This is a genomic window from Microbispora amethystogenes, assembly GCF_016863015.1.
GTDB classification, from domain to species: domain Bacteria; phylum Actinomycetota; class Actinomycetes; order Streptosporangiales; family Streptosporangiaceae; genus Microbispora; species Microbispora amethystogenes.
On record NZ_BOOB01000014.1, the window covers coordinates 58,696 to 82,794 of the forward strand.

Genomic DNA, 24,099 nt, shown 5'->3' on the forward strand with positions numbered 1-24,099 from the left:
CGGTGCGGCTCGCCTCCGCCAGCCGGGAATGACATCGGTGGTTCCCGTGTTGCCGCAGCCATGGTCATCGGATTCATCGGCAGCGGCAAGATCGGCGGCACCCTGGCGAAGCTGGCGGTCGACGCCGGCCACTCAGTGGTGCTGAGCAACTCCCGCGGGCCCCAGACGCTCTCCGAACTCGTGGCCCGGCTGGGCCCGGCCGCGCGTGCCGCCACCCCGGCCGAGGCCGCGGAGGCGGGCGACATCGTCGTCGTCACGATTCCCTTCGGGCGCTACCGGGAGGTCCCGGCCGAGCCGCTGCAGGGCAAGACGGTGATCGACACGAACAACTACTACTTCGAGCGGGACGGCCGATTCCCCGAGATCGACGCGGACGAGACCAGCGACAGCGAGGTGCTCGCCGCGCACCTGCCGGAGGCCCGCGTCGTGAAGGCCTTCAACTCCATCAGCCACGTCCACCTGGCCGAGCAGGGCCTGCCCGCGGGCGCGGAGAACCGGCGGGCGCTGCCCATCGCGGGCGACGACGCCGAGGCGAAGAAGCAGGTCGCCGAGCTGATCGACTCCTTCGGTTTCGACGTGGTCGACGCCGGCCCGCTCGCGGAGGGACGCCGCTTCCAGCGGGACAGGCCCGCGTACGGCCCGCGTCTCACCGTCGCGGAGCTGCGCGCCGCGCTCGCCGAGGCCTGAGCGCCGGTCAGCCGGTCAGCCGGTTTCGAAGGCGATCCGGCCGGTGAGCCAGCGGTAGAACTTGATCGAGAACCTGACCCAGTGGGCGATCACCGTGCTCAGGTGCTCCCTGGTCACCCCGGCGCCGATGTAGAGCTGGGAGTCTCCGACCAGCCGGAGGGCGCCGTTGTCCTGGGTGAAGGTGTAGACCTTCGGCCACATGGTGTCGGCGTTCCACTCGTTGAGCGCCGTGAGCAGCATCGGCTTGTCGTCCACCGAGTACGGCCTGTCGTAGAAGGTGCGGACCGTGAACAGGTCTCCCTCCTTGCCGAACAGGAAGAAGATGGTGAGGTGGGCGGTGGAGATCGCCAGGTCGCCCTCTGTGTCTATCGTGTGCTCGATGTCCAGCTCGTCCAGGATCTCTTCGACGAGTTCCCGGTCCGGCTGGACGACCGCTGGGGAAGGCGTCACGGATCCCATCCTGCCGCATCGGGCGTACGGCACGGGGGCGGTCGTGACAGGCGAGCCGGCAGTGGAGTGAGGGGGCCACCGATCCGGGGTGTGTGGTAGGCGCGCTTACCGAAAGGTGATTGAACGGCCACGAAGCGTCACTTGCGCTCACGCCATGAGCATCCCCACCGAACCCATCGGCAGCATCCCCCGCCCGGCGTCCCTGCTGGCCGCTCTGGCCGGTCACGCCGAGGGGCGGGTGAAGGACGGCGAACTCGCCGCGCTGCAGGAGAAGGCCGTCGCCGACACCATCGGCAGGCTGGAGCGGATCGGCTGCCCGGTCGTGGTCGACGGCGAGCAGGCCAAGCCGAGCTTCGCCACCTACCCCGTCGCGGGACTGGAGACCCTCGATCCGGACGGCGCGGTCATCCCGTTCGCCGACGGCCACACCAGGCAACTGCCCCGGCTCGCCGAGGGGCCGTTCCGCTACGCCACCCGCGCCGACACGTACCTGCTGGCCGCCCGGCGGCACACGGATCTGCCGGTCAAGCAGGCCGTGATCGCGCCCTCCGCGCTGAGCCTGCTGTATCCGGCCGAGGGCCTCGACGGCTACTCCCGAGAGGAGTTCCTCGACGACCTGGTCGCCGAGGCCGAAACGGACATCCGCGCCTGCCTCGACGCGGGCGCCCACGTGGTGCAACTGGACTTCACCGAGGGCCGCCTGTCGCTCAAGCTCGACCCCTCCGGCGGCCTGCTGGACGATTTCGTCGCGCTCAACAACCGGGTGCTGGAGCGCTTCACGGCGGCCGAGCGCGCTCGGATCGGCGTGCACACCTGCCCGGGCGGCGACCAGGACTCCACGCACAGCGCCGACGTGGACTACGCCGATCTGCTGCCGAGGCTGTTCCGGCTGCGGGCGGGCAACTTCTACGTCCAGCTCGCCAGCGAGCCCGACCGGGAGCGGGTGCTCGCTGTCATCGCGGACGTCCTCCCGGCCGACGCCAGGATCTTCGTCGGCGTCGTCGATCCGATCGATCCCGTGGTCGAGACGAGCGAGCAGGTGCGCGACCGCGTCCTGGAGGCCGCCCGGCACATCCCGCCCGAGCGGCTCGGCACCTGCGACGACTGCGGGTTCGCGCCGTTCGCCGACGACACCTCGACGTCGCGGGAGACGGCGTTCGCCAAGATCAACGCTCGGCTGGAGGGCACCAGGCTCGCCGAGCAGGCGCTGGGGCTGTGACCCGTCAGGGGCGTGCTGCGGCCTCCACCTTGGGCGGCTCGGCCACATAGCCCTCCGAGACGATCCACTGGGCGACGGCGGCGTACCCGTCGGGGTCGTCGGGCGCGACCGTGGCGAGGCCGTCGACGTAGCGGTTGAACATGCAGAAAGCCGCGGCGATGAGCACGGTGTCGTGGATCTCCAGGTCGGTCGCGCCCTCGGCCAGCGCCGCGGCCACCTCCTGCTCGCCGACCTCGCGCCCGCCGCGCTGGACGGCCGCGGCGATGCCCAGCAGGGCCCGCAGCTTGGCCGGGATCGGGGCCGTCGCCGGGTCCCGCCGCACCTGCTCGACGAGCGTCATCCCCTGCGGCAGCTGGGCGGCGGCGAAGGCGGCGTGGGAGGAGTAGCAGAAGCGGCACTCGTTCAACGCCGACACGTACGCCGCGATCAGCTCCCGCTCGCCCCGCGACAGGGTGCTGTCGCCACGAAGCAGCGTCTCCACGAGCGCGTTGAGCGGCCGTGCGGTCTCGGGGCGGAACTCGAAGAGGCCGCGGATTCCCGGCGCGTCCGACCCCAGGGTGATGTGAGGCATAACCGCTCTCCTTTGCCGGCGGATGAGGAACAGGCGTTCTTCCAGCAGCGTCGGACGGCGCGGCGCCCCGCGACAACTCCCCCCGTGCTCACCCGACCCCCCACCGCGCTCACGATGCCCTCACCACCCACTCGACGCGGGGACACACGTCGAGTACTATCAGTGACGACGCCGCCGCTTCTCGGAGCGGTTGGAAGTGAGCCCGGGAAGATCCCTCCGGACGGTGGGGTCCCGGGCTCGCGGCTTTCACGGGCCGATGTAGTGGATCTCGATGCGGCCGTCCAGTCGCTTGATGTAGCCGGGATCTCCAATGCGACTCGCCACCACCGCTCCCGCCAGGCAGTCCGCCACCCAGAGCAACGGCTCCAGCGCACCGGCCATGTGCCGGACGCGAGCCCGCTCGGGCACCCGGCGTCGCGCGAGCAGCGCGTCCATGAGAGCCCGATCCTTTTTGTTCTGCGATGCCTCACGGGATTCAAGGACGATCTCTGCGACTCCTGACCTCGACAACTCCCAAAGCAATCGGTCCAGGCACTTTCGACGCCGTCGTTCCATGCTCGAGTTCGGGTCGCCCTCGTGCACCACGACGCCGAAGAGCACGTCGAGGTCTTCCAGAACGGCCATGATCTCCATGCGTCGGCATGCGGACTCCTTGGCCCAGTGAAGCTTGCGTTGCCCGTCCAAGCGGAGGTCGGCCATGCGTCGGCGGATCACCGGAAGTGCGGCACAGTGAACGGTGACTGCGGCAAGGAGATAGACATGGGGGTCGAGCCGCTGGTTGGACTCTGACTCGTCGATGAAGGCAACCCAGGAGTCGGCATCGATTGCGGTGAAGCTGTGGTGGGAGGACAGCACGTCGCATACTCTACGCAGTCGATCGAATACTCAATGTGCCATTCGATCGCGAGCGGAAGCCGCATCGAACTTTCGCAGCTGGAGGCTCGGCCGTTCAGGGGCCGGGGCGGGTGAGGATGTGCGGGGGGATGGGGTGGTGGGCTGCCCGGGGATCGGTTACGGGGGGTTGCCACGATGTTGTGAGCGGCAGGATTCCGGCCCAGACGTCGTGCGGGTCGCCGGCGTCGTCGGGGTGGCCTTCACGTACCTTCACCGACGCCTCGTCGAGCGGGATCGCCAGGATTGTGGTCGCGGCGAGTTCCCTGCGGTTCGGCTGGCGGGCGTGGTCCCACTGGCCGGGGGCGACGTGCTCGGTCAGGAGGCGCAGGGCGGTGAGCTTCTCGTCGCCCTCCAGCACGCGCGGCACGCCGTAGATCATCGCGCTGCGGTAGTTGACCCCGTGCTCGAAGACCGAGCGGGCCAGCACGAGGCCGTCCACGTGGGTGACCGTCACGCAGACCGTCGTGCTCCGGGTGAGGCTCTGGCTGGCCACCGAGCCGTGTACGTAGAGATGGTCGGCGTCGAAGCCGTAGACGGTGGGCACGACCATGGGATCGCCGTCCACCACCACACCCAGATGGCAGACGAACCCGGCCTGAAGCACCTCGAACAGCGCCTCCCGGCCGGTGCGGCCCTGCTCGCGCAGACGGCGATGCCGGGTCCGCTCCGTGGCCGACAAAGGGGCCGACAAAGGGTCGGGCAAAGGAGCCGACGAAGGAGCCCACAAAGGGGTGGACGAAGGGGTGGACGAATCGCTCATCGGGGGACATTCAATCAGTGAAGCGCCCGGCCCGCCCGGCGGGCGCGCCGGGCGGGCCGATCAGCGCGAATCGAGCAGGGTCAGGCCGCCGAGGTGGGACCCGCCGTCCGGGGAAAACGGATGACGTTCCCGCCCGTGTAGGCCCTGAGGTCGACAATCTTCCTGTCCTGCTGCTTGGGTCTGCGGCGCAGCGCGGGCCTGATGTCCCTGACCTTCGCGAGCGACGGCACCACCGTGACCATGTTGCATCCCCCCGACCGTGATGGTTCCGTTACCTTTCCGAATAAATACAGGAGGACGGGTAAAGCGGGCGTAAAGCTTCAGCCGTCACAGGAGTCTCAGTAGGGCAGGCGCCGTCCGGAGGGCGTGCGCAGGTCGAGATCGGCGGCGGGCCGGCGGATACGGCGAGGCCTCTGGATCCTGGTACGTCTCATGACCCTTGTCCTTCCGTGACACACGCAGACTATTCGCCCCGCCCGCCACCGTCCTCCTGTTTTTGCGCGAGCGCCCCGTTTTCCCGGTTCCGCCAGGTCAGACCCCCGAGCCGGGGACCGTACGGCTGATGACGCAGATCCGGTTCCAGGCGTTGATCTGCGCGACGGCCACGGTCAGAGCTGCCAGCTCCTCCGGGGAGTAGTGCCGCGCCGCCTCCGCCCAGACCTCGTCCGGCACCGGGTCGGGCCGGTCGGCGAGCCGGGTCCCGGCCTCGGCCAGCGCCAGCGCGGCCCGCTCGGCGTCCGTGTAGTACGGCGCCTCCCGCCAGGCGGCCACCGACCACAGCCGCTCGTCGCTCTCCCCGGCCTTCTTCGCGTCCCTGGCGTGCATGTCCACGCAGAAGGCGCAGCCGTTGATCTGGCTGGCCCGGATCTTGACGAGCTCCAGGGTGGCGTGCGGCAGGCCGCATCCGTCCAGGAACCGCTCCACCCCCCGCATCGCCTCGATCGCCTCCGGGGCCAGCTCACGCACACGGATTCTCGCGGTCATCGTTGGTTCCTCGTCTCGTCGGCCCGCGTCAGGCGGGCGAGTTTCTCCGGATTGAGGACCATGTCGACGGTGGTGATCCGGCCGTCCGCGACGGTGAGCCCGATCACGGTCGCCAGCCGGCCCTCGCGGTAACGCAGCAGCCCGGGCCGGCCGTTCACCGAGGCGCGCACGATCTCGAATCGGCCGAACCTGCGCAGGCCCATCAGCAGCCGGGCGACCTTGGCGGCGCCCAGGACGGGCCGCCGTGCCGCGCGCACCACTCCGCCGCCGTCGCTGCGCAGCACGACCTCCGGGTCGAGCAGCGCGAGCAGCGCGCCGACGTCGTCGCCGAGACAGGCGCGGGCGAAGGCGTCCACCACCCGCCGGTGCGCGGAGGGATCCACGTCGAACCGGGGAGCGCGGGACGCGACGTGCGCCCGCGCCCGGGCGGCGAGCTGCCGGCAGGCGGCCGGGCTGCGCCCGACCGCCTCGCCCACCTCGGCGAACGTCAGGCCGAACACGTCGTGCAGCACGAAGGCGGTCCGCTCGGCCGGGCTCAGCGACTCCAGCACGACGAGCATGGCCATGCTGATCGACTCGTCCAGTGTCACCCGCTCGGCGGGCCCGGTGGCGATCACCCCACCGGTCACGGGACCGGTGAGAACGGGCTCGGGCAGCCAGGGCCCCACGTACTCCTCCCGGCGGTGCCGGGCCGAGCGCAGCACGTCGAGGGCGAGCCGGGAGACGGTGACCACCAGCCACCCGGTCACGTCCTCGATCTCCGCGCCGCCCTCCTCCTGGTGGCGGCGCAGCCGCAGCCAGGCGTCCTGCACGACGTCCTCAGCCTCGTCGAGGCTGCCGAGCAGCCCGTACGCGACGCCGAGCAGCCGAGGCCGCAGCGCCTCGAACCCGGCGCCCCTGCCGGTCACACTGTCGATCACGCCGTCGTCATGGTCGTCCACGTCGTGAGGACGAGACAGCCCCTCCATGTGTGACATCGCCTCGCCCCCGAGGTCAGGCGGAGTCGCGCACGACCAGCGTCGTGGGGAGGATGACCGGGTCGACGCGGTCGGCGCCGTCGACCAGTTCGAGCAGCAGGCGTACGGTCTCCTCGGCGACCTGGGCGAGCGGCTGCCTGATCGTGGTCAGCGGCGGGTGCGTGGAGGCGGCGATCGACGAGTCGTCGAAGCCGCCCACCGCCACGTCGTCGGGCACACGCCGGCCCGCCGCCCGCAGCGTCGCCAAGGCTCCGGCTGCCATCAGGTCGGAGGCCACGAACACGGCGTCGAGGTCGGGCGTGCGCTCCAGCAGCCGCGCCATCGCGCTCTCGCCGCTGAGCCGGCTCCAGTCGCCGTGCTCGATGAGCCGCCGGGACGCCTTGCGGCCGAGCACGTCGGCGAAGCCCTCCAGCCGCTGGATGCCGCCCGGGGTGTCCATCGGGCCGGTGATGGTGGCGATTTTCCTGCGTCCCCGCTCGACCAGGTACCGCGCCATCTGCCGGGCGCCTTCGCGGTCGTCGGCGGCGGCGTACGGGATCGCGTTCTCCCGTCCGACCACCGCGCCCTGCGCGACCGCCGGCACCCTGGTCTTCACCAGGGCGTCCGCCAGCGCGTCGCCGGCGTGGGCGGACACCAGGAAGACGCCATCGGCGTGGCCGCCGCGCACGTAGCGCAGCACCCGCTCGCGGTCTCCGTCGTCGCCGGCCAGCATGACGACCAGCGAGACGTCGCGCTCGGCCAGGCGGCGGATCGCGGTGCGGATCAGCACGCCGTAGTTGGGGTCCTCGAAGACCTTCTCGTGCGGTTCCGACAGCACCATGACCACCGACCCCGTCCGCCGGGTGACCAGGCTGCGGGCGTTGCGGTTGACGATGTAGCCGGTCTCGGTGATCGCCCGGCGGACGGCGGCGTGGGCGGCGGGGCTCACGTACCGGTCGTCGTTGAGCACACGGGAGACCGTGCCGCGCGAGACGCCGGCCGCCGCGGCGACGTCGTGAATGGTCGGACGCTTCCCCATATCCGTAATTGTCCCCCGGCCGATCAGCGCGTTTCCCCCGCTCGTCAGCTTTTCACTGCTCCGCCGGACAGGTCGGCCCGCCAGTGGCGCTGCATGGTGAGAAACAGCGCGACGAGCGGGACGAGCGACAGCAGCGTCCCCGTGATGATCAGGTTGTAGAGCGAGGGCTGGTTGGCTCCGGCGGCGAGCAGGGTGTAGAGGCCGACCGTCAGCGGGAACCGGTAGTCGTCGCCCAGCATGATGAACGGCAGCAGGAAGTTGTTCCAGATCGCGACGAACTGGAACAGGAAGATCGTCACCATGGCCGGGGTGAGCATCGGCAGCGAGACCCGGTGGAACAGCCGCCACTCGCCCGCGCCGTCCAGCCGGCCCGCCTCCAGCAGCGACGCCGGGATCGCGGCCCGCGCGTAGATCCTGGCCAGATAGACGCTGTACGGGCTGAGGATCTGGGGCAGCAGCACCGACCAGTAGGTGCCGGCCAGGCTGGCCTCGGAGAACAGCAGATACTGCGGGATCGCGAGCACGACGGGCGGCACCAGGATCCCGCCGACGAGCAGGTTGAAGATCAGGCCGCGGCCGCGGAAGGCGTACGTGGCGAGGGCGTACCCCGAGACGGTCGCCACCGCGGTCGCCAGGACCGCGCCGCCCCCGGCGTACAGGACGGTGTTGAGCAGCCACAGCCAGAAGACGCCGTCGCGGTAGGCGAACAGGTCGGCCAGGTTGGACAGCAGGCCGGTGCCGGGCGCGAAGGTCGGGGTGGAGAAGAGCTCGGCCTTCGACTTGGTGGCCGCGACCACCACCCAGCTCACCGGAAACAGGGTGTAGACCGCGCCCAGCACGAGCACCCCGGTGGGGACGATCCCGGCCGGCCGGCGTGTCCCGGCCGGTGCGGTGGTGGCCATCAGCCCTCCCCGACCCATCAGTCCTCCCCGAACGCGTGGTTCTTCACGACCCGCAGAAAGCCGAACGACACCGCGAGGGAGATCCCGGCGATCGCCATGGACGTCGCGGCGGCGGAGTGGAGGTCGCCGGTGACGAACGCGTCGCGGTAGACCTTCATCAACGGGCTCCAGGTCGAGCTGATCGTGTTCGTCAGCGGCCGCAGCGTGGTCGGCTCGGTGAACACCTGGATGGTCGCGACGACGGAGAACACGGTGGTCAGGATGATCGCGGGGACCAGGATCGGGATCTTGATCCGTAGCGCGATGCCCAGTTCGCCCGCGCCGTCGATCCTGGCCGCCTCGTAGTACTCGCGCGGCACGGCCCGCAGGTTCGTGTACAGGACCAGCATGTTGAAGCCGGTGCCGCCCCACACCGCCACGTTGGCCATCGAGAACGTGACCAGGCCGGCGCTCAGGAACGGGTGGTCGCCGAACGGGCTGAGCCCGGGCAGGTAGAGGAACCCCCACATCAGCGTGGCGGCCACCCCCGGCACGGCGTACGGCAGGTAGATCGAGATCCGGGTGATCTGGGCCAGCCGCACGTGCGCGGCGTCGAGCATCAGCGCGAACACCAGGGCGAGCCCCAGCATGAGCGCGAGCACGAGCGCGCCGTAGCCGAGGACGCGCAGCCACCCGGCCCACAGTTCGCCGTCGCCGATCGCCGCGGCGTAGTTGCCGAGCCCGGCGAAGACCTCCGTACGGGCGCCTGCGCCGAGGCCGAGACCGGAGACCTTGGTGCGGCGCAGGCTCAGATAGGCGGTGTAGCCGATGGGCAGGGCCATGAAGAGCGTGAACAGCACCATCGCCGGGGCGAGGAACAGGTAGGGCACGGCCCCCGCGCGGGGAGCCCCCTGCCGAATCCGCGTCGTCACTGGGCGGCCGTCACTGGGCGAGGGTGAAGCCGGTCTTGCGCATGTCCGCGACGGTGGTGTCCTGCATCGTCCGGACGGCGGCGGTGAAGTCCGACCGGTCCGCGACGGCCTTGTCGAAGGCGTCCCGGTAGGCGTTGTACGTGACGTTCACGTCGGGCCCGAAGGTGAAGCCGCGGGCGGTGGCGCCGATGGCGGCGGCCTGCTTCCAGAAGTCGGGCTGGTTGGAGAAGTAGCCGGGGGCCTCGGTCATGAGCGCGGCGCCCTTCGTGGAGGCCGGGTAGACCGCGCCCTCCTCGATCAGTAGCCCGAGCGCCTGCGGGTCGGTGTTCAGCCAGGTGGCGAACGTCGCCGCCGCGGCCCTGGCGGCCGACTTGGCGGCGACGGCGGTGGAGGAGCCGCCCCAGAAGCCGCTGTGGTTCTCGCCGGCGTTCCACTGGGGGAGCGGCGCGACAGCCCACTTCCCCTTGGCCTTCGGCGCGTTGCTGGAGAGCACACCCGGCCCCCACACCGCCGACGGCCAGGTGAGCAGCCTGCCGTCGTTGAGTGCCTTGTTCCACTCCGGGGTGAAGTAGGGCGTGTCGTCGATGACCCCCTCCTTCACCAGGCCGCCCCAGTAGGAGGCGACCTTCCTGGTGGCCTCGTCGTCGACCGCGACCTTCCAGGCGTCGCCGTCGATCGACCACCACTGGGCGCCCGCCTGCTGGGCGAGCCCGGCGAACCAGCCCGGGTCCTTGCTGGAGAACGTGCCGAGGAAGACCTTCGGGTCCTTCCGGCGTACGGCCCGGGCGGCCTCGGCGTACTCGTCCCAGGTCTTCGGCACCTCGATGCCGTACTTGTCGAACAGGTCCCGCCGGTAGTACAGCATCATCGGCCCGCTGTCCTGGGGGACCGCGTAGACGGCCTCGGTGCCGAGCGTCACCAGCCCCCAGACGCCCTCGCCGAACTCGCCCCTGGCCTTCGCGGTCTCCGCTTTGATGTCGGCCACGGCGCCGGCGGCGACGAAGGAGGGCAGCATCTGGTATTCGGCCTGGACCAGGTCGGGCGGGTTGCCCGCCCTGGCGGCGGTGAGGAACTTGGCCGCCGCGTCGTCCCCGCCCGCCTGCTTGCTCACCGTGACCTGGATGTCGGGATGGGCCTGGTTCCACACGCTGACGATCTTGTCCATGTTCGGGACCCAGGTCCAGTACGTGAGCGTCACCGGGCCGCCGGACGCGGCGCCGCCGCCGCTCGTGGCGGACGGCTCGCCCGAGCCGCCGGAGCAGGCCGCGCCGAGCGCGGCGACGAGGATCGCGGCCGTGGCCAGCTGGTACACGCGCATCTGTTCCTCCAGGCGGGGGAGAGCGTCTGGGAGCGTTCACAGACTGAAGAGTCGCTACCGCGCTGTCAATGGCCGTTACGCGGTTGTTAACGGCCCTTCCTTATCTGGGTGAATCGCCTCAGACCTTCTCGAAGTGGTCGTTGTGGACTACTGTGCACGTTCACAGAAGAAGAGCTGAGGGGGAGACGTGCCCGGTTATCCCGTCCTGCCCGCGGGCCTCGCCTACGGCGGCGACTACAACCCCGAGCAGTGGCCGGAGGACGTGTGGCGGGAGGACGTCCGGCTGATGCGGGAGGCCGGGGTGAACCTGGTCACCGTGGGCGTCTTCAACTGGGGACTGATCGAGCCGAGGGAGGGCCAGTTCGACTTCGCCCGGCTCGACCGGATCCTCGACCTGCTCCACTCGGCGGGCGTGTACGCCGATCTCGCCACCCCCACCTCCTCGCCGCCCACGTGGTTCCGCCACCGTTACCCCGGAAGCCGCCTCGTGGACGAGGGGGGCCGCGTGCTCGGCGGGGGGTCCCGGCACAGCTTCTGCCCCAGCTCGCCCGACTACGCCGCCGCGTCGGAACGGGTCGTCGCCGCCCTCGCCGCCCGGTACGCCGGGCACCCCGCCGTGGCCATGTGGCACGTGCACAACGAGTACGGCTGGGCCAACGCGCACTGCCACTGCCCGGTCTCGGCCGAGGCGTTCCGCGCCTGGCTCAGGGAGAAGTACGGCGAGGTCGGCGCGCTCAACGCCGCCTGGGGGACCGTCTTCTGGGGGCTGACCTACGGCTCGTTCGACGAGGTCGAGCCGCCGGTCGCCGCGCCGCCCGGCCTCCTCAGCGGCCTCCGGCTCGACTTCATGCGCTTCTCCGTCGACGCCCACATCGCCTGCTTCCGCCGGGAGCGCGAGACGATCCGCCGCTTCGGTGACCAGCCCGTCACGACAAACTTCATGATTCCCAACTGCAAGCCGATGGACTACCGGCGCTGGGCGGAGGAGGTCGACGTGGTGGCCAACGACCACTACCTCGTCGCGGAGCGCCCCGACTCGCACATCGAGCTGGCCCTGGCCGCCGACCTCACCCGGTCGGTCGCCGGCGGCCGTCCCTGGATGCTCATGGAGCACTCGACCGGCGCGGTGAACTGGCAGCCGCGCAACGTCGCCAAGCGGCCGGGGGAGATGCGCCGCAACACGCTCGCCCACGTGGCGCGGGGCTCGGACGCGGCGATGTTCTTCCAGTGGCGCGCCTCCCGCCACGGCGCGGAGAAGTTCCACTCGGCGATGGTGCCGCACGCCGGCGTGGACTCGGAGGTCTGGCGTGACGTGGTCGCGCTCGGCGCGGACCTCCGCCGTCTCGGCGGCGTGCGAGGGGAGCGGGTGACGGCCGAGGTCGCCCTGGTCTGGGACTGGGAGTCCTACTGGGCCGTCGAGTTCGAGTGGCGGCCCTCGGCCGACCTGCGCTTCCGGGACCGGGTGGAGGCCTACTACGAGGCGCTGTGGCGCGAGCACGTCACCGCCGACTTCGTCCACCCGTCGGCCGACCTGTCGCCGTACCGGCTGGTCGTCCTGCCCAGCTCCTACCTGCTCGGCGAGGCGCCGGCCAAGAACCTGCACCGTTACGTGGAGGCCGGCGGCCACCTGCTGGTCTCCTGCTTCTCCGGGATCGTCGACGAGAACGACACCATCCACCCGGGGCCGCACCCCGGGGCGCTGCGCGAGGTGCTCGGCCTGACGGTCGAGGAGTTCCACCCGCTCCGCGAGCACGAGACGGTGCCGCTGCGGCGATCGGGGGACCCCGGCGGCACCGGCCCTGCGGGCCGGATCTGGTCCGAGCGCGTACGGCTCGCGGGGGCGCGGGCCGTGCACGACTTCGCGGGCGGCCCCGACGCCGGGCATCCCGCGGTCACCCGGAACGACCTGGGCGGAGGCACGGCGTGGTACGTCGCCACCGCGCTCGACCCGGCGCCGGGCGACGGCGCGCACGACGCCGACCTGCGCGGGCTCGTCGCCGGTGTCCTCGACCACGCGGGCGTGTCCCGGCCGCGCGGCCTCCCCGACACCCTGGAGGTCGTCCGGCGGGGCGACCACCTCTTCCTCCTCAACCACGCGGACGCCGCGGTGACGGTCGGCGGGGTGACCGGAACCGGCGTGCTGGACGGCGCCGCCTACACGGGGTCGGCGACGGTGCCCGCCGGAGGCGTCGTCGTGGTCCGCCCGTGAAACACATGAAAGTGCGTGAAAACACCTGAAATCAGCTGAAATCTCCCCTGGTGCTGCCGGGGGCGGGGGATCCTTTCGGGGGAATCCATCACATCCTTCCCTGACCGGAGGACACATGAGAAAGTTCCTGGCGGCGCTCGTCGCCTGCGCCGCCGCGGCTCTGGCCGCCGGGCCGCCGGCACTCGCCGCGGCCCCGCTGACCATGCTCGGCGCCGACGTCTCCTCCGTACAGCGCGCCCTGGATCTGGGTGCGAGGTACTACGACGCGGCGGGCAACCAGAGGGACCCGCTGGACATCCTCAAGGGCGTCGGCGTCAACTACGTCCGGCTGCGGATCTGGAACAACCCCGCCAGCGGCTACAACAACAAGGCCAAGGTGCTGCAGTACGCGAGGACGGTCAAGGCCAGGGGCCTCAAGCTGCTGATCGACTTCCACTACTCCGACACCTGGGCGGACCCGGGCAAGCAGTACAAGCCCGCCGCCTGGTCCGGCCACGGGATCGGCCAGCTGCAGAGCGACGTCTACAACTACACCTACGACGTGTGCTCAAGCCTCAAGGCGCAGGGCACGACCCCCGACAGCGTGCAGATCGGCAACGAGATCAACGTCGGCATGCTGTGGAACGACGGCAAGGTCGTCAACAACGACTTCACCAACCTCAGCCTGCTGCTCAAGGCGGGCTACAACGCGACCAAGGCGTGCAACGGCGGCACCCAGGTGATCATCCACACCGCGGACGCCGACAGCGACGCGAACGCCCGCTGGTTCTACGACGGCATCAGGGCCAAGGGCGTCGCCTGGGACATCACCGGCCTGTCGTACTACTGCATGTGGCACGGCACGCTGTCCAACCTCTCCTACGTGATCTCGGACATGCGGTCCCGCTACGGGAAGCCCGTCGTCATCGCCGAGACGGCATACCCGTTCACGGCCGACAACGCCGACTCCACCGGCAACTCGGTCACCTCGGGATGCTCCGGGTACGGCCTCACCTGGCAGGGCCAGGGCGCGGAGTTCACGGCGGTGCAGAACACGGCCCGCGACGCGGGCGCGATCGGCGTCTTCTACTGGGAGCCGACCTGGTACGCCGTGCCCGGCAACGGCTGGGACCCGGCCAACATCAACGGCAGCGGAGACGGCTGGGACAACATGGCCGTGTTCAACTGGACCGGCCACATCAACCCGAACGTCAGGTGGACCCCCTAGAGACTCGTGTCAGGCGGGCCGTCTCGCGGGGCACACCCCTTGGGCGGCCCGCCCCGGCATCCGGGCCGCCTCTACCCGAACAGTTCGTCGACCGAGGTGATGACGGCGGCCCCGCGAGCCCAGGCATCCGGTTGCTCCGGGTCCTCGCACAGGCGGATCCGCTCGCGCGCCTCGTCGGAGATCCGCAGGCCACGAGATTCGAGCACGAGGAGAATCGCCTTCGCCTCTCCTTCGGCGCGTCCTTTGGCCTCGCCCTTTTCCAGCCAGTGGGAGAAGTACTTCTCGCCGAGGTACTCGAAGTTGAACCGCTTGCCGCCGTCGTAGCCGCGCTGCACCTCCACGATGACGGCCATGGTCGCCTTGCCCTTCTCGTCGCGGACCACGACGACCGAGTCGGCCCGGCGTTCGACCGGCACCGGCTGGCTGCTGTCCACCGCCTCCACCCGGGCGGCCGTGAAGGGCGGGATCGGTTTCCCGGTCGCGACGTGGAGGAGTTCCAGCGCGGTCTCCGGCCGGTTGTGGATGAGAGCGATGGGCATCTCGTGGTCGAGTCCAGGAATGGCCGGGATATTACTCATGGTCACATATCAGTTACCTGGAGTTCTGGTAAGTCTGTGGGGTGAGCCGGAGGGGGTTGGGGGCCGTTATGGAGAGCATGAGGACTTCACGTGCCGCGCTGCTGTCGCTGGTGGTTCTTTCCATGGCGGCCCTGACGGGCCCGGCCGAGGCGACGACGGCGCCGAAAAGGCCGCTGGTCGAACTGCGCGAGCAGGGCGGGTTCGCGGGGCTGGACAACCGCGTGCGCGTCTACACCGACGGCTGCGCCCTGCTGAGCCGCCGTACGGGCCCGGTCACGCGCAGGTGCCTGACGGCGTCCGAGTGGCGCGGGCTGCGCGGGGCGTTGAAGAACCTGCGGCTCGGCCGGTCCGAGGCCCCGCCGCAGGGGGCCGACTTCCTCGCGTACGGCCTGACCTACCAGGGGCGCCGGGTCACCCGATACACGGTGCCGTCGTCCTGGCGGCCGGTGGTGGACGGGCTGGAGAAGATCCTGGTGAAGTACCGGCCCCGTTAGCCGAGGTCAGGCCTCGGGGACGGCCTCCCACTCGCGGCAGTGGCTGAGCGCGTAGTGGTGGTAGATCATGCCGATGGCCGGTTGCGGCCAGCCGGGCATCGCGTCGACGGCCGTGTCGACGGCTGGGGAAGGGGCCGGCTCGCCGATGTCGGCGGCGGTGACGGACTGCCCACCCGGACCGCAGACGCAGCCGGGGCTGCCCTCGTGGTCGATCACGTCGTCGATCGGCATCACGTGTACGAACCTGTCCATCCACATCACCCGCCCTTGACCAAGGATTGCGGACACGTTACCTGAAACTGTCATAAACGGGAATAACCTGCGCAAACTCCGCTCCTGCAGGGCCATTGATTTTTGTTGGGATGGACGGCAAACTAACTCCACAATCGCCGGATGAGCTTGATGGAGTGCCGCAATGCCGTACCGCCCCCCGTTGGTCGCGCGCGAGTTCTTCGTGGCCGATCCTCCCGAGCTACCGGTGCGTGAGCCGGGCGAGACGGGCCTGTCCGCGCTGACCGGCGCGGAGGTGGTGGCCGCCGACGAGCGGGGAGTGACGCTCAAGGGCTCCACCTCGGCGGAGGAGACGCTCGTCGTGCAGATCACGGCCGCGGGCGAGGGGGTGATCCGGGTGCGGCTGTCGGAGGACCCCGACGCCCGCACCCGGTCCGCCCGCGCGATCGGCATGGTCACCCCCGGCGAGTACGCCGGGACCGTCGTGGAGGCGAACCACAGCCGCGTCGTCGTCGACGCCGGGTCGCTGCGCGCCGAGGTGCGGCTGAACCCGTGGAACCTGCGCTTCACCGACCGGGCCGGCCGGACGCTGGTGGAGCAGGACCCGGGCCACCCCGACATCAGCGGCCGCCTCCGCACGCTGCCGTTCGGCCGTTCCGCCGTCGACGGCGCCCCCGTCGCCTATCACGACACGTTCCTCGCCCCGGCCGACGAGGCGTTCGGCGGGTTCGGCGAGTCGTTCACGCCGCTCGACAAGCGCGGCCAGCGCCCGCTGATGTGGAACTTCGACGCGTTCGGCGCCGAGTCGCAGCGCGCGTACAAGAACGTGCCGTTCTACCTGTCCAGCAGGGGATACGGCGTCTGCGTCGACAGCGGCACGCCGGTCGAGTTCGACATGTGCCAGTCCACCCACAGCGCCGTGCAGATCGTCGTGCCCGACGACCTCATCGACTACTACGTGATCGCGGGGCCGACCCCGGCCGAGGTGCTGGACCGGTTCGACGGGCTGACCGGGCGGCCGGAACTGCCGCCGAAGTGGGCGTTCGGCACCTGGATCTCCTCGGGCTTCTTCCGGGACAGCCAGGAGCGGGTGCTGGAGCGCGCCAGGAAGATCAGGGAGCGCGGCATCCCCTGCGACGTGCTGCACCTCGACTGTTACTGGCAGGCGGACGGCCACTGGTCCGACCTCCAGTGGGACCCGGAGACGTTCCCCGACCCGGCGGGCATGCTCGCCACGCTCAGGGAGCAGGGCTTCCGGGTCTGCCTCTGGATGAACTCCTACATCTCGCATCTCAGCCCGGCCTTCGCCGAGGCCGCCGCGAAGGGCTACTTCCTCAGGCGGCCCGACGGCGAGGCGTACGTCGCCGACACCTGGCACGGCTCCTATCCCGCCTGCGGCATCGTCGACTTCACCAACCCCGAGGCCGCCGAATGGTTCAAGGGACTGCTGCGCGACCGGCTGCGCGAGGGCGTCGCGGCGTTCAAGACCGACTTCGCCGAGGGCGTGCCGGCCGACGCGGTGGCGTTCAATGGCATGACCGGCACCGACCTGCACAACGTCTACACGCTGCTGTTCAACGACCTCGTCGCCGAGGTGACCCGCGAGGTCAACGGGCACGGCCTGGTCTGGGCGCGCTCGTCCTTCCTCGGCGGCCAGCGCCACTCGGCCCAGTGGAGCGGCGACGTCGACACGACCTACCCCGCGATGGGCAGCACGATCAGGGGCGGCCTGTCGCACGGCCTGTCGGGTGTCCCGTTCTGGAGCCACGACGCGGGCGGCTTCACCGGCACGCCCACCCCGGACCTCTACATCCGCTGGTCGCAGTTCGCCGCGCTGTCCCCGCTCGTGCGGTTCCACGGCACGACCACCCGGGAGCCCTGGGAGTTCCCGCCGCACGCCGAGCAGGCCGCCATCGAGGCCCTGCGGCTGCGATACCGGCTCATGCCGTACATCTACTCGGCGGCGGTCACCGCGGCTGAGACGGGCGCGCCGATGCTGCGCGCGCTGTGCGTCGACCACCCGGACGACCCGGTGGCCTGGCAGGCCGATCTGGAGTACCTTCTCGGGACCGACCTGCTCGTCGCCCCGATGATCTCCGCCGACGGCACCAGGAAGGTCTACCTGCCCTCGGGGGTGTGGGTGGACTACTGGACCGGCGAGACGGTGGACGGCGGGCGCTATGTCACGGTGTCGCCGCCGCTCGACCGGATCCCCCTGTTCGGACGGCACGGCTCGATGGTCCCGGTCACCGAGCCGGGTGACACCGTGGCCGACGACCCGCGGGTCTCCCTGCTCGTCTTCGGCCTGCCGGAGCGCGAGAGCCGTACGACGATCAGGGACCTGGACGGGGACACGAGGGTCAGGGCGGTGTGGGACGGCGAACGGCTGACCGTCACCGCCGACGGCCCCAAGCGGATCGGCGGCGTCGAGTTCGCCGGCCCCGGCGCCCCGGTCGTCATCAACTGAAGCGATACCCCCTGGAGAACAACCATGGTCAAGTTAGGCAGGAGCGCGGCGGTGGCGGCACTGGCCGCGGCCGTCCTGGCGCTGGGCGCGTGCGGCGGAAGCGACGGCAAGTCCGAGGGCGGCGGCGCGGGCGGCGGTGGTTCCGCGGAGGCCAAGACCCTCACCCTCTGGCACTACGAGACGGGCAACAGCGCCATGGGCACCGCCTGGGCCGAGGCGATGAAGGAGTTCGAGGCGAGCCACCCCGGCGTCAAGGTGAAGTTCGAGGAGAAGGGCTTCGAGCAGATCCAGAAGACCGCCGGCATGGTCCTCAACTCCGACGAGGCCCCGGACATCATGGAGTACAACAAGGGCAACGCGACGGCCGGTCTGCTGTCGAAGCAGGGCCTGCTGACCGACCTGACGGAGGAGGCGACCAAGCGCGGCTGGGACAAGCTGCTCAGCCCGTCGCTGCAGACCACCGCGAAGTACGACGAGCGGGGCATCATGGGCTCGGGCAAGTGGTTCGGCGTGCCGAACTACGGCGAGTACGTGATGGTCTACTACAACAAGGACATGTTCGAGAAGGCGGGCGTGAAGGTGCCCACCACCTTCGACGAGTTCACCGCGGCGCTCGACACGTTCGCGAAGAAGGGCACCACGCCGATCGCGATGGCGGGCGCCGAGTATCCCGCCCAGCAGCTGTTCTACCTGCTCGCTCTGAACAAGGCCAACCGCGCCTGGATCGACTCCTTCGAGCTCTACAAGGGCAAGGTCGACTTCCACGGACCCGAGTTCACGTACGCCGCCCAGACCATCTCCGACTGGGTGAAGAAGGGCTACATCGCCAAGAACTCGGCCGGCATGAAGGCCGAGGACATGGGCGTGGCGTTCATCGGCGGCAAGTTCCCGATCATGGTGTCGGGCAGCTGGTGGTTCGGCCGCATGCAGGAGGAGATCAAGGGCTTCAAGTGGGGCTCCTTCCTCTGGCCGGGTCAGTTCGCCCCGGGCTCCAGCGGCAACATCTGGGTCGTGCCGGAGAAGTCCAAGAACAAGGACCTCGCCTACGACTTCATCGACATCACGATGAAGAAGGAGGTCCAGAACCTGCTCGGCAACTCCGGCGGCATCCCGGTCGCGGCCGACCCCGCCGCGATCACCGACGAGCAGAACAAGGAGCTCATCGAGAACTTCAACAAGCTCTCGACGCAGGACGGCCTGGCCTTCTACCCCGACTGGCCCGCCCCCGGCTACTACGACGTGCTCGTCTCCGGCGTGCAGGAGCTGATCAACGGCGACAAGAAGCCGGAGGAGGTCCTGGACGAGATCGCCCAGCCCTACAACGACAACCTCGCCGACATCGGCAACTAGGAGACCCGCCGCACCTTCCTCCGACCCCGGCGGCGGGATCACCTGACCGGTCTCCGCCGCCGGACCCACCCCTGAAAGGTCCGCACATGGCACCACCCGACGCGGGTGCCGCCCGCCCGCGCGGGAGGGGCGGCTACTGGCTCTACCTCCTGCCGAGCCTGGTGCTGTTCCTCGCGATCATCGTCGTGCCGTTCCTCATGAACGTCGCGACGAGCTTCACCCGCTGGTCCGGCGTCGGCACCCCCACCTGGATCGGGCTCGACAACTACACCAAGCTCTTCCGGGACGAGCGGTTCTGGGCGTCCTTCCAGCACAACGTGGCGCTGATCGTCGCGATGGCGGTGGTGCCGACGATCGCCGGCCTGGTGCTGGCCGCCGCGTTGTTCGACTACATCGCCAAGCGGTTCGGCGCGCGTACGGCCTCGGCCCTGCGCGCGGCGTTCTACCTGCCGCAGGTGCTGCCCGTCGCGGTGGCCGGAGTGGTCTGGGGCTGGATGCTGCACCCGTCGTACGGCGCGGTGAACCAGATCTTCGGGCTCAAGGTCAACTGGCTGGGCGACCCCGACCTGGCGCTGGCCACGGTGATGGCGATCATGGTGTGGTTCCAGCTCGGCTACCCGGTCGTCATCTTCATGGCCGGGCTCCAGCGGGTGGACCCCTCGCTGTACGAGGCGGCCGAGATCGACGGCGCCTCCTGGTGGCGCAGGTTCTGGCACATCACGATTCCCCAGATCCGGCCCGAGATCTTCGTGGTCCTGCTCACCTGCACGATCGCGGCGCTCAAGGTGTTCGGCCCGATCTTCGTGCTCACCCGGGGCGGCCCGGGCTCGGCGACGATGGTGCCGTCCTACTTCTCCTACCTGAACTTCTTCCAGAAGGTGAACGTCGGATACGGCTCGGCGATCGCCACCGTGCTCGCCCTGATCATCGTCGTGGTGACCTTCCTCTTCCTGCGCGTCCAGGACCGTGACCAGGAGCGTGACTCGTGACCTCCGATCGCCACTTCGGCCAGCCGGGGCGCTGGGCGGTGCTCGCGGCGCTGGTCGTGCTCGCGGTCGTGATGCTCGTCCCCTTCGCGATCGTCACGCTCAACGCGTTCAAGTCACCGGCCGAGTACTCGTCGGGTGGCCCGCTCAGCCTGCCGCAGGGGCTGTACCTGGACGGGATCGTCACCTTCTGGCAGCGCGTCGACTTCGGCCTGAAGCTCTGGAACAGCCTCCTGATCAGCGGCGTCGTCGCGGTCGCCGCGGTGCTGCTGTCGGTGCTCAACGCGTACGCGCTGGGGGTCGGCCGGGTCCGCGGCCGGCTGTGGCTGCTCGTGCTCTTCCTGGTCGCCAACACGCTGCCGCAGGAGGCCCTCGTCTACCCGCTGTACTACCTGGCCAAGCAGGTGGGCCTGTACGACTCGAAGCTCGCGGTCATGCTGATCTTCACGGTGATCCAGGGGGCCTTCGGGACCTACCTGCTCTCGTCGGTGCTCGGGCAGTTCCCCCGGGGGATCCTGGAGGCGGCCGAGATCGACGGGGCGAGCAGGTGGCGGATCCTGTGGGGGATCGTCGTGCCCGTCAGCCGCCCGACCCTCACCGTGCTGCTCATCTTCTTCTTCATCTGGACGTGGAACGAGTTCTTCCTGCCGATGGTGTTCCTCATCTCCAACGACAACCAGACCGTGCCGGTCGCCCTCGGCGTCCTGCAGGGGGAGAAGATGATGGACGCCACCATGTCCAGCGCGTCCGCGCTGCTCGGCATCGTGCCGGCTGTGGCCTTCTTCCTGATCTTCCAGCGCACGCTGACCCGTGGCATCACGGTCGGCGCGATCAAGTAAGACCCCCACCCGAGAGAAACCCCAACCCGAGAAAACCGAAGAAACGCGTCACTACCTGACCTGGAGGCGCAATGTCCCGTCGCCGTTCGGCGATGCTGTCCGCGTCGGCCGCCCTGGCTCTGGCTCTGAGCCTGGGCGCCGGCCCTGTGCGGGCGGCCGGCGACTATCCGTTCCGAAATCCGTCGCTGCCGCTCGCGCAGCGCGTCGACGACCTGCTCGGGCGGCTCACGCTCGACGAGAAGGTGTCGATGTTGCACCAGTACGCCCCGGCGATCGACCGCCTCGGCGTCGGCATGTTCAAGAGCGGCACCGAGGCGCTGCACGGCGTCGCCTGGTCGACCGACATCGACAACAACGGCGCCGTGGTCACCGCCACCGGCACCGTCTTCCCCCAGGCGCTCGGCCTGGCCAGCACCTGGGACCCCGCCCTGATCAAGCGGGTCGGCTCCGCCGTCGGCGACGAGGCCCGCGGCTTCCATGCGCAGAACCCGCGCGTGTGGGGGCTCAACCTGTGGGCGCCCGTCGTCAACCTGCTGCGCGACCCGCGCTGGGGCCGCAACGAGGAGGGCTACTCCGAAGACCCCCTGCTCACCGGCGCCATCTCCACGGCGTACGGATCGGGCATGGAGGGCGACGACCCCGACCACCTCAAGTCGGCGCCGACGCTCAAGCACTACCTGGCCAACAACAACGAGATCAGCCGGGACGTCACCTCCTCGGAACTGCCGCCGCGGGTCAAGCACGAGTACGACGAGGCGGCCTTCAAACCGGCCATCTCCGCGGACGCCGCGACCGGCGTGATGGCGTCCTACAACCTCGTCAACGGCCGGCCCAACACGGTCAGCCCGGACCTGAACGACGTGGTCCGTTCCTGGACGAACCGGACCCTGTTCAACGTCTCCGACGCCTGGGCGCCGAACAACCTGGTGCAGAGCGAGAAGTACTACGCGACCCAGGCCGAGGCCGACGCCGCGCTGATCAAGGCGGGCCTCGACAGCATGACCGTCGACGACACCAACGGCGGCCCGACGGTCGCGGCGGTCAAGGAGGCCCTGTCGAAGGGGCTGCTGACCCAGGCGGACGTGGACGACGCCGTCCGGCACCAGCTCAGCATCCGGTTCCGGCTCGGTGAGTTCGACCCGGACGGCGGGCCGTACGGGAAGATCACCAAGGACGTCGTCAACAGCCCGGCGAACCAGAAGCTGAACCGCGAGACCGCGGCCAAGGCCATGGTGCTGCTGAAGAACTCCGGCGGCGCCCTGCCGCTGAAGCCCGGCAAGAAGGTCGCCGTGGTCGGCCCGCTGGCCGACGTCCTCTACACCGACTGGTACTCCGGCGCCCTGCCGTACAAGGTGACCCCGCTCGCCGGGATCAGGGAGCGCGCGAAGGCGGTGTCCTCCTCCGAGGGCGTCGACCGGATCGCCCTCAAGGACGTCGCCACCGGGAAGTACATCAGCGCGCCCGCCACCGGGGGAGACCTGAAGGAGAGCGCGGCCACGGCCGGCGCGACCGAGCAGTTCGACGCGTTCGACTGGGGCCAGGGCGTGCTGACGCTGCGCAGCGCGGCCAACGGCAAGTACGTCAGCCGGGCCAACTGGTCGACGCTCGCCAACACCGCCGACCAGCCGTCCGGCTGGTTCGTGCAGGAGCAGTTCAAGCTGGAGCAGCAGACCGACGGCACCTTCCTGCTGCGGTACGCCGGCTACGAGACGAGCGAGAGCTGGTTCGGCCCGAACGCGTACGTCAAGGCCGAGGCCGACGGCTCGCTCAGCCTGACCACCGCCGACCAGGCCACGCACTACGCCAAGGAGGTCGTCTCCCGCGGTGTGGACGACGCGGTCGCCAAGGCGAAGGACGCCGACGTGGCGGTCGTCGTGGTCGGCAGCATGCCGTTCATCAACGGCCGCGAGGCGCACGACCGCACCGACATGAACCTCGCCGAGGGCCAGGAGGCCCTGGTCAAGGCGGTGAAGAAGGCCAACCCCAACACGGTCGTGGTGCTGCAGAACAGCTACCCGACGACGATCAACTGGGAGCAGGACAACGTCCCGGCCATCCTGTGGACCACCCACGCGGGCGCCGAGACCGGCCACGGCCTCGCCGACGTGCTGTACGGCGACGTGAACCCGGCGGGGCGGCTGACGCAGACGTGGTACCGGTCGGCCGCCGAGCTGCCGGACATCCTCGACTACGACATCGTCAAGAAGGACCGCACCTACCTGTACTACCGGGGCAGGCCGCTCTACCCCTTCGGATACGGCCTGTCGTACACGTCGTTCGCCTACCAGGGCCTGAAGGCCGTGCAGAAGGGCGACGCGTACGAGGTCTCGGTGAAGGTGACCAACACCGGCTCCCGGGCCGGTGACGAGGTCGTGCAGCTCTACACCCACCAGCACCGGTCGCGGGTGAAGCAGCCGGTCAAGCAGCTGCGCGCGTTCCAGCGGGTGTCGCTGGCGCCGGGGCAGACGAAGACGGTCACGATGACCGTGAAGAAGGCCGACCTCGCCCTGTGGGACGTCACGCGGAACAAGTGGACGGTCGAGAACGCGACCCACGACATCCTCGTGGGATCGTCGTCGGAGGCCGTCCGCCAGCGCTCGACGATCAACGTCAGGGGTGAGGACATCCCGCACCGCGACCTGTCGACGACCACCCGGGCGATCGACTTCGACGACTACTCCGGCGTCCACCTGGTGGACGAGACCAAGGTCCGCGGCGACGCCGTGGCGGGCGCGGACGGCGGCTGGATCGCGTTCAGGGACGTCCAGCTCCGCAAGCCCGCCAAGGTGACCGTGGGTGTGGCCGCCGCGGCCGGCGGGAAGATCGAGGTGCGCCTCGGCTCCCCGAACGGCACGAAGGTGGCCACGATCCCGGTCGCCGCGACCGGCGGCGTCTACCAGTGGGCCGCCGCCACCGCTCCGGTCTCCGGCGCGAACGGCGTGAAGGACGTCTACCTGGTCTTCACCGGCGACGTCCGGGTCAAGGACCTGACCCTGAGCTGAGCCTCGGGCGGCAGGACCGGACCGGACATCGAGGACGCCCCGCGG

General features: G+C 70.0%; 23 protein-coding genes. 10 read left to right on the top strand and 13 right to left on the bottom strand.

Features of this window, described 5'->3' with window-relative positions; translation table 11 throughout:
- Positions 1-60 precede the first annotated feature (60 nt).
- The gene (locus Mam01_RS09880) at positions 61-687 is read left to right on the top strand and encodes an NADPH-dependent F420 reductase (protein ID WP_204285082.1); all 627 of its coding nucleotides are present in this window, start codon (positions 61-63) and stop codon (positions 685-687) included.
- Between the two features lie 15 nt (positions 688-702).
- Here the strand turns inward: Mam01_RS09880 and Mam01_RS09885 are convergent, their stop codons facing one another.
- A complete protein-coding gene (locus tag Mam01_RS09885; protein ID WP_191909987.1) occupies positions 703-1,137 on the bottom strand; it encodes a type III secretion system chaperone family protein in 435 nt (144 codons plus the stop codon).
- Positions 1,138-1,291: 154 nt separating this feature from the next.
- Here Mam01_RS09885 and Mam01_RS09890 point away from each other — a divergent pair, with 154 nt between their 5' ends.
- The gene (locus tag Mam01_RS09890) at positions 1,292-2,356 is read left to right on the top strand and encodes a cobalamin-independent methionine synthase II family protein (RefSeq protein ID WP_204285083.1); all 1,065 of its coding nucleotides are present in this window, start codon (positions 1,292-1,294) and stop codon (positions 2,354-2,356) included.
- 4 nt (positions 2,357-2,360) lie between these two features.
- Here Mam01_RS09890 and Mam01_RS09895 read toward each other — a convergent pair whose 3' ends face one another.
- From Mam01_RS09895 to Mam01_RS09940, 10 genes are all read right to left on the bottom strand, one after another.
- A complete protein-coding gene (locus tag Mam01_RS09895) occupies positions 2,361-2,927 on the bottom strand; it encodes a carboxymuconolactone decarboxylase family protein (protein ID WP_204285084.1) in 567 nt (188 codons plus the stop codon).
- Between the two features lie 246 nt (positions 2,928-3,173).
- Positions 3,174-3,782 (bottom strand): hypothetical protein, encoded by a 609-nt coding sequence (locus Mam01_RS09900; protein ID WP_204285085.1) that lies wholly within the window; start codon positions 3,780-3,782, stop codon positions 3,174-3,176.
- 94 nt (positions 3,783-3,876) lie between these two features.
- Positions 3,877-4,500: a pyridoxamine 5'-phosphate oxidase family protein gene (locus Mam01_RS09905; RefSeq protein WP_239101180.1), complete on the bottom strand. Its 624-nt coding sequence runs from the start codon at positions 4,498-4,500 to the stop codon at positions 3,877-3,879.
- A 161-nt stretch (positions 4,501-4,661) separates the two neighbouring features.
- Positions 4,662-4,823, bottom strand: a complete 162-nt coding sequence (locus Mam01_RS09910) for a hypothetical protein (protein WP_204285087.1) — start codon at positions 4,821-4,823, stop codon at positions 4,662-4,664.
- A gap of 289 nt (positions 4,824-5,112) precedes the next feature.
- The gene (locus Mam01_RS09915; protein ID WP_204285088.1) at positions 5,113-5,565 is read right to left on the bottom strand and encodes a carboxymuconolactone decarboxylase family protein; all 453 of its coding nucleotides are present in this window, start codon (positions 5,563-5,565) and stop codon (positions 5,113-5,115) included.
- Positions 5,562-6,506 (bottom strand): RNA polymerase sigma factor SigJ, encoded by a 945-nt coding sequence (gene sigJ, locus Mam01_RS09920; protein WP_239101181.1) that lies wholly within the window; start codon positions 6,504-6,506, stop codon positions 5,562-5,564. The genes Mam01_RS09915 and sigJ overlap by 4 nt, the downstream gene beginning before the upstream one ends.
- Positions 6,507-6,558: 52 nt before the next feature.
- On the bottom strand, positions 6,559-7,560 hold the full coding sequence (locus tag Mam01_RS09925) for a LacI family DNA-binding transcriptional regulator (RefSeq protein WP_204285090.1): 1,002 nt from the start codon (positions 7,558-7,560) through the stop codon (positions 6,559-6,561).
- Between the two features lie 44 nt (positions 7,561-7,604).
- Positions 7,605-8,462, bottom strand: a complete 858-nt coding sequence (locus Mam01_RS09930) for a carbohydrate ABC transporter permease (RefSeq protein WP_204285091.1) — start codon at positions 8,460-8,462, stop codon at positions 7,605-7,607.
- A 17-nt stretch (positions 8,463-8,479) separates the two neighbouring features.
- On the bottom strand, positions 8,480-9,373 hold the full coding sequence (locus Mam01_RS09935; protein ID WP_239101182.1) for a carbohydrate ABC transporter permease: 894 nt from the start codon (positions 9,371-9,373) through the stop codon (positions 8,480-8,482).
- A gap of 10 nt (positions 9,374-9,383) precedes the next feature.
- The gene (locus Mam01_RS09940; RefSeq protein WP_204285092.1) at positions 9,384-10,691 is read right to left on the bottom strand and encodes an ABC transporter substrate-binding protein; all 1,308 of its coding nucleotides are present in this window, start codon (positions 10,689-10,691) and stop codon (positions 9,384-9,386) included.
- Positions 10,692-10,878: 187 nt separating this feature from the next.
- Between Mam01_RS09940 and Mam01_RS09945 the strand changes: the two genes are divergently transcribed.
- Together Mam01_RS09945 and Mam01_RS09950 are read left to right on the top strand one after the other, a co-directional pair.
- On the top strand, positions 10,879-12,900 hold the full coding sequence (locus Mam01_RS09945) for a beta-galactosidase (RefSeq protein ID WP_239101183.1): 2,022 nt from the start codon (positions 10,879-10,881) through the stop codon (positions 12,898-12,900).
- Positions 12,901-13,015: 115 nt separating this feature from the next.
- Positions 13,016-14,107, top strand: coding sequence for a glycoside hydrolase family 53 protein (locus Mam01_RS09950; RefSeq protein WP_204285093.1), 1,092 nt, complete (start codon positions 13,016-13,018; stop codon positions 14,105-14,107).
- Between the two features lie 71 nt (positions 14,108-14,178).
- Here the strand turns inward: Mam01_RS09950 and Mam01_RS09955 are convergent, their stop codons facing one another.
- The gene (locus Mam01_RS09955) at positions 14,179-14,646 is read right to left on the bottom strand and encodes a hypothetical protein (protein WP_204285094.1); all 468 of its coding nucleotides are present in this window, start codon (positions 14,644-14,646) and stop codon (positions 14,179-14,181) included.
- Between the two features lie 116 nt (positions 14,647-14,762).
- Here Mam01_RS09955 and Mam01_RS09960 point away from each other — a divergent pair, with 116 nt between their 5' ends.
- The gene (locus Mam01_RS09960; RefSeq protein ID WP_204285095.1) at positions 14,763-15,179 is read left to right on the top strand and encodes a hypothetical protein; all 417 of its coding nucleotides are present in this window, start codon (positions 14,763-14,765) and stop codon (positions 15,177-15,179) included.
- Positions 15,180-15,185: 6 nt separating this feature from the next.
- Here Mam01_RS09960 and Mam01_RS09965 read toward each other — a convergent pair whose 3' ends face one another.
- Complete coding sequence (locus Mam01_RS09965; protein WP_204285096.1) at positions 15,186-15,431, bottom strand: hypothetical protein; 246 nt, start codon at positions 15,429-15,431, stop codon at positions 15,186-15,188.
- 163 nt (positions 15,432-15,594) lie between these two features.
- On the opposite strand from Mam01_RS09965, the gene Mam01_RS09970 reads away from it, so the two are divergent.
- The 5 genes from Mam01_RS09970 (at position 15,595) to Mam01_RS09990 (ending at position 24,054) form a co-directional block, all read left to right on the top strand.
- A complete protein-coding gene (locus tag Mam01_RS09970; RefSeq protein ID WP_204285097.1) occupies positions 15,595-17,877 on the top strand; it encodes a TIM-barrel domain-containing protein in 2,283 nt (760 codons plus the stop codon).
- Positions 17,878-17,901: 24 nt separating this feature from the next.
- Positions 17,902-19,227 (top strand): ABC transporter substrate-binding protein, encoded by a 1,326-nt coding sequence (locus Mam01_RS09975; protein WP_204285098.1) that lies wholly within the window; start codon positions 17,902-17,904, stop codon positions 19,225-19,227.
- 86 nt (positions 19,228-19,313) lie between these two features.
- Positions 19,314-20,216: a carbohydrate ABC transporter permease gene (locus Mam01_RS09980; RefSeq protein WP_204285099.1), complete on the top strand. Its 903-nt coding sequence runs from the start codon at positions 19,314-19,316 to the stop codon at positions 20,214-20,216.
- The gene (locus tag Mam01_RS09985) at positions 20,213-21,052 is read left to right on the top strand and encodes a carbohydrate ABC transporter permease (RefSeq protein ID WP_225311236.1); all 840 of its coding nucleotides are present in this window, start codon (positions 20,213-20,215) and stop codon (positions 21,050-21,052) included. The genes Mam01_RS09980 and Mam01_RS09985 overlap by 4 nt, the downstream gene beginning before the upstream one ends.
- A 71-nt stretch (positions 21,053-21,123) precedes the next feature.
- Positions 21,124-24,054 carry a glycoside hydrolase family 3 protein gene (locus tag Mam01_RS09990; protein ID WP_239101184.1) on the top strand — a complete coding sequence of 977 codons (2,931 nt, stop codon included), beginning with the start codon at positions 21,124-21,126 and terminating at the stop codon, positions 24,052-24,054.
- The last annotated feature ends 45 nt before the right edge of the window (positions 24,055-24,099 follow it).

Coding starts and splice junctions, on each gene's coding strand:
- Mam01_RS09880 (WP_204285082.1), top strand. CDS start 61: ATGGTCATCGGATTCATCGGCAGCGGCAAGATCGGCGGCACCCTGGCG.
- Mam01_RS09890 (WP_204285083.1), top strand. CDS start 1,292: ATGAGCATCCCCACCGAACCCATCGGCAGCATCCCCCGCCCGGCGTCC.
- Mam01_RS09895 (WP_204285084.1), bottom strand. CDS start 2,927: ATGCCTCACATCACCCTGGGGTCGGACGCGCCGGGAATCCGCGGCCTC.
- Mam01_RS09910 (WP_204285087.1), bottom strand. CDS start 4,823: ATGGTCACGGTGGTGCCGTCGCTCGCGAAGGTCAGGGACATCAGGCCC.
- Mam01_RS09915 (WP_204285088.1), bottom strand. CDS start 5,565: ATGACCGCGAGAATCCGTGTGCGTGAGCTGGCCCCGGAGGCGATCGAG.
- Mam01_RS09925 (WP_204285090.1), bottom strand. CDS start 7,560: ATGGGGAAGCGTCCGACCATTCACGACGTCGCCGCGGCGGCCGGCGTC.
- Mam01_RS09930 (WP_204285091.1), bottom strand. CDS start 8,462: ATGGCCACCACCGCACCGGCCGGGACACGCCGGCCGGCCGGGATCGTC.
- Mam01_RS09940 (WP_204285092.1), bottom strand. CDS start 10,691: ATGCGCGTGTACCAGCTGGCCACGGCCGCGATCCTCGTCGCCGCGCTC.
- Mam01_RS09950 (WP_204285093.1), top strand. CDS start 13,016: ATGAGAAAGTTCCTGGCGGCGCTCGTCGCCTGCGCCGCCGCGGCTCTG.
- Mam01_RS09955 (WP_204285094.1), bottom strand. CDS start 14,646: ATGCCCATCGCTCTCATCCACAACCGGCCGGAGACCGCGCTGGAACTC.
- Mam01_RS09960 (WP_204285095.1), top strand. CDS start 14,763: ATGAGGACTTCACGTGCCGCGCTGCTGTCGCTGGTGGTTCTTTCCATG.
- Mam01_RS09965 (WP_204285096.1), bottom strand. CDS start 15,431: ATGGACAGGTTCGTACACGTGATGCCGATCGACGACGTGATCGACCAC.
- Mam01_RS09970 (WP_204285097.1), top strand. CDS start 15,595: ATGCCGTACCGCCCCCCGTTGGTCGCGCGCGAGTTCTTCGTGGCCGAT.
- Mam01_RS09975 (WP_204285098.1), top strand. CDS start 17,902: ATGGTCAAGTTAGGCAGGAGCGCGGCGGTGGCGGCACTGGCCGCGGCC.
- Mam01_RS09980 (WP_204285099.1), top strand. CDS start 19,314: ATGGCACCACCCGACGCGGGTGCCGCCCGCCCGCGCGGGAGGGGCGGC.
- Mam01_RS09990 (WP_239101184.1), top strand. CDS start 21,124: ATGTCCCGTCGCCGTTCGGCGATGCTGTCCGCGTCGGCCGCCCTGGCT.